This is a genomic window from Gordonia sp. i37, from assembly GCF_002043085.1.
GTDB classification, from domain to species: Bacteria; Actinomycetota; Actinomycetes; order Mycobacteriales; family Mycobacteriaceae; genus Gordonia; species Gordonia polyisoprenivorans.
This window is the reverse complement of record NZ_MVPX01000344.1, coordinates 1-3,890: the sequence shown is the minus strand read 5'-3', so window position 1 is coordinate 3,890 and position 3,890 is coordinate 1. Positions and strand designations below refer to the sequence as shown.

General features: G+C 66.1%; 2 protein-coding genes and 2 pseudogenes. 2 read left to right on the top strand and 2 right to left on the bottom strand.

Features of this window, described 5'->3' with window-relative positions:
* Nucleotides 1-773: pseudogene (locus B1964_RS16835) on the bottom strand (DUF222 domain-containing protein); the annotation flags it as partial.
* Between the two features lie 449 nt (nucleotides 774-1,222).
* Here B1964_RS16835 and selD point away from each other — a divergent pair.
* The gene (selD, locus tag B1964_RS16830; protein WP_079930584.1) at nucleotides 1,223-2,221 is read left to right on the top strand and encodes a selenide, water dikinase SelD; all 999 of its coding nucleotides are present in this window, start codon (nucleotides 1,223-1,225) and stop codon (nucleotides 2,219-2,221) included.
* 107 nt (nucleotides 2,222-2,328) lie between these two features.
* Nucleotides 2,329-3,492 (top strand): GGDEF domain-containing protein, encoded by a 1,164-nt coding sequence (locus tag B1964_RS16825; RefSeq protein ID WP_079930583.1) that lies wholly within the window; start codon nucleotides 2,329-2,331, stop codon nucleotides 3,490-3,492.
* On the opposite strand, the pseudogene B1964_RS16820 reads toward B1964_RS16825, so the two are convergent.
* Nucleotides 3,476-3,890: pseudogene (locus B1964_RS16820) on the bottom strand (nitrite reductase); the annotation flags it as partial. The gene B1964_RS16825 and the pseudogene B1964_RS16820 overlap by 17 nt on opposite strands.

The window sequence follows — 3,890 nt, the reverse complement described above, 5'->3', positions numbered from 1 at the left end:
TGTGCCGCCAACTCCACGATCGTTTCGAATGCGGCCGCGCAGATCTGTTCGGGTGTCCGCGGATCCGGCGACCCGTCGGGTTGAGGCTTGGGCGCCGACAAGGTTTCCATCAACGTCCGTGTCTTTTCCCCGGCGATGATGTCGAGGTTCGCCGAGATCTGCAGTCGGCCGTCGTCGGTGATGCGGTCGGTGTAGGAGTTGATTTGCTTGTCTTCGGCGGCCGGTAACCCGCCCGGTGTTTCGGCCGCCAACTCGTTCCCCAACTGCCGCGCGTAGAGGTTGATCTCGGCGGGAGCGAAGCCGGCGAAGTAGTGCGACAGCAGTTTCCGTAGGTATTCACAGCGTTGGACGGTGTCGAGGGGTTCGGGGCATCGGGTGTCGATGTGCGCCAACCCACGGACGATGGCGTCGGTGTGTTCGGAGGAGATGGACCCGTCGGCGGCGTGCGTCAGCAGCAGATCCACATCGGTGGTGGCGGCAACCCGCACATACCGACCTGCGACCGAGGGTGCGAAACCCATGCTGATCAACAACTCCCGAAGCCGGGTGGTCTTGTGATCGGCCACGCCCAGCCGATCCATCTCACTGGTGAGGGTGGTGGCGTGGTGATCAACCAGGTTCCGCAGTAGCAGGACCTGTTTCATGGCGCCGAAGGCTTGGGGTCCGGTCATGTCCGGATTCCATTGCAGGTCGCTGAGTCGGGTGACGATGGCGGTGAAGAGTGCTTCGGCGTCAACGGATTCCGCGTCAAAAACCGTGGTGGTGTCGATCATGGGCCCCTCCCCAGTGGCTGATCGGTGTGATGGGTCCAGTCTACGCGAAAGTACGTTCGATGCAAGGGCTATTCTCGGTTAATTCTGCTTGTGGACAACGTGTTTCGGCGCTGATTTTCTGTCGGTGGGGTGTGGTAAGGGGTTCGCTTTCGTTTGCTGCGCTTTCGATGTGGTTGGGAGGCTTGTTGTCTCGCCGGGTCTCGAGGCTCGCCGCACGCGGCTCGCACCTCGACCATCGGGGGGGGGGGAAGGGTTCTCGGGTATCGGGGAGGACGGGTTGGTCGACCATCGGGGGGAAGGGTTCTCGATCATCGGGGAGGACGGGTTGGTCGACCATCGGGAGGGGAGGATTCTCGACCATCGGGGAGGGCGGGTTGGTCAACCACCAGGGAACGGGTCGAGCCATCGGGGGAGGGAAGGTGCGTCGTCCATTGCCGTAGCATCGGGGCATGAGTGCGGTGGATGGCATCGGGGCGTTGCGGCTGACGGGGTTCGCGCATGGCGGGGGGTGTGCGTGCAAGATCCCGCCGGGAGAGCTGGAGGCCGCGGTCGCCGGGCTGACCGGGCAGGTGGGGGCGGACATCCTGGTCGGTCTCGACGACGGCGATGACGCCGCCGCGGTTCGGGTGCGTGACGATCTCGCCGTGCTGTCGACCGCCGACTTCTTCACTCCGGTCGTCGACGACGCGTTCACGTGGGGCGCGATTGCCGCCGCAAATGCGTTGTCGGACATCTACGCCATGGGTGGCCGACCCGTCGTGGCGATCAATCTCGTTGGCTGGCCCCGGGATACGCTGCCGATGGAGTTACTGACCGAGGTGCTGCGGGGTGGTCTCGACGTGGCCGGGCGGGCGGGATGTCCGGTGATCGGCGGACACAGCATCGATGATCCCGAGCCCAAGTACGGGATGGCGGTGACCGGGACCGCGGACCCAACCCATCTGATCCGCAACGACGCCGCGGTGGCGGGACTGCCGATCACGCTGACCAAACCGATCGGCGTCGGTCTCCTCAACAATCGTCACAAGCAGACCGGTGAGGTCTTCGAGGCCGCGATCGCGACGATGACCGCGCTCAACGACACCGCCTCGCAGGCGGCGCTCGCGGCCGGGGTGCGCGCCGGGACCGACGTGACCGGCTTCGGTCTGCTCGGACACCTGCACAAGCTCGCGCGCGCCTCAGGTGTGGGTGCCGTCATCGATCGGGCGGCGGTGCCCGTTGTCGACGGCGCACTCGAGGCACTGCGCGACGGATTCGTGTCCGGCGGTTCCCGCCGGAACCTCGATTGGGTGCGGCCGCATCTCGACGCCGCGGGCGGCGTCACCGACGACGATCTGCTGTTCCTCGCCGACGCACAAACCTCCGGCGGACTTCTGCTGATCGGTGAAGTGCCGGGCTTTCCGGTGATCGGTGAGACCGTAGCGGGCGCAGGGATCCGCGTGCGCTGAGGCTCCGAGACTCTCCGATGCGGAGAAGGGGTCTTTGGACCCACGTGCTCGCGCCCGGTGCGTCGTACACTCGGTCCGCAGGTTTTTCGGCGGAAGCGAGTACCAGGATGGGCGAGTTGGACACGCCCACTTCGACGTTCACATCATGGTTTGTCGCTGATGGTGAAGTCGAGTGGGGATTGCCGTTCTGGGAACGCATCGGCCACATGCGCCTCAAACAGGTCAGTTTCTCCCTCGGCACCCTGATCATGACGATCGCCGCGGCCGGCGGTGTGTTCAGTCCCGCCGGTGAGTACAACGACGTGGTTCGTTCGCTGCTTGCGGTCGGGGTGGTTCTCGGGGCGACCTACGTCGTGCGTTGGTGGGTGTTGCCGCCACGCGGACGCACCGAGGCCGTGATGCTCGTGGCGGCCACCGACGTGATCGTGGCACTGGCCTGCATGAGTCATCCCGATCCCGCGCTCGGACTCGCCGGTACCTCCGTGTTTCTCGTGGTCAGTATGTTGGCAGCGTTCTACTGCGCGCCGGCGGTCCACGCGCTGCATGCCGTCTTCGCTGCGATCGTCATGTGTGCGATCGTCATCCGGATGGCGGATGAGCCCGGCGCCGGGCACCTGGCGTTGGCGGTGTCGAAGGGCGTTGCCCCGGTTGCTCTCGTCCTGTTCGTGCTCCCGATGGCGCAGTTCATGTTCTGGCGCCTGGGCAGCGACGCGATGGTCGCCCAACATGATCCGTTGACTCGCTTGGTCAATCGGCGCGGGCTGGCACGGTTCGCACCACGCCTGCAGAGCACCACTGGTCGGGTCGCGATGATCATGATCGACGTCGACGAGTTCAAGCGGATCAACGACACCCGAGGTCATCAACTCGGGGATCTGGTGCTGGTGCAGATCGCGAACCGGATCGCCGACGTCGCCGCACGCGCGGAGGTCGCGGGCCGTGCCACGATCGCCGCGCGAATCGGAGGCGAGGAGTTCGTCGTCGTCCTCGATGGCGACATCGACGACGGATGCCGGATCGCCGCCGACCTCTGCCGCGACGTCCATGCACATGCGACGCCACCGGTGACCATCAGTGTGGGGGTGGCCGGTGCGCCCGCCGCGTCGTGGAATCTCCACGACCTCCTCCGCGAGGCGGATCTGGCCATGTACGAGGCGAAACGTCAGGGCGGCAATCGGTTCATCTTCTCACCGCAGTACCCGAGTCGGCTCCATCCCCACACCGGGTCGCCGATGCCGAGCCTGACCCACGGTGTCAATAACCCGTGGTGATCGAATCGTCGGTGATACCGGCCGCTCGGCGGGCCGCCAGGCGGCGTTTCTGCGGAATGATGGTGTAGCGCGGATCTTTTGCCGATTCAATGCCCGCGTGGAAGACCCCGAAGCGGGTACAGGCCGACGCCGCTAGCAACGTCACCCCCGAGACCGCAGACACCGTGCGGGACCGGCCCGAGAACAGTGCGCCGATACCGCCGACGACGGCGAGCCGTTCCGCCCAGCGCTTGAGCGTGCCCGCACGCCCGTGGTGAAGCGGTTCGGCCGCAACCGAATCCATACGACGCTCCATGAGCCGGGTCGCCGCCACATCACCGATGACGCCGGCAACGGCGAGACCGCGGGCCGGCCCGGCCTCGGCAACCGGCGTGGTGACCATGGCCAGTCCGCTCGCC

Excerpts from the sequence above, each read along its gene's own strand:
- selD (WP_079930584.1), top strand. The coding sequence starts at position 1,223 with ATGAGTGCGGTGGATGGCATCGGGGCGTTGCGGCTGACGGGGTTCGCG.
- B1964_RS16825 (WP_079930583.1), top strand. The coding sequence starts at position 2,329 with ATGGGCGAGTTGGACACGCCCACTTCGACGTTCACATCATGGTTTGTC.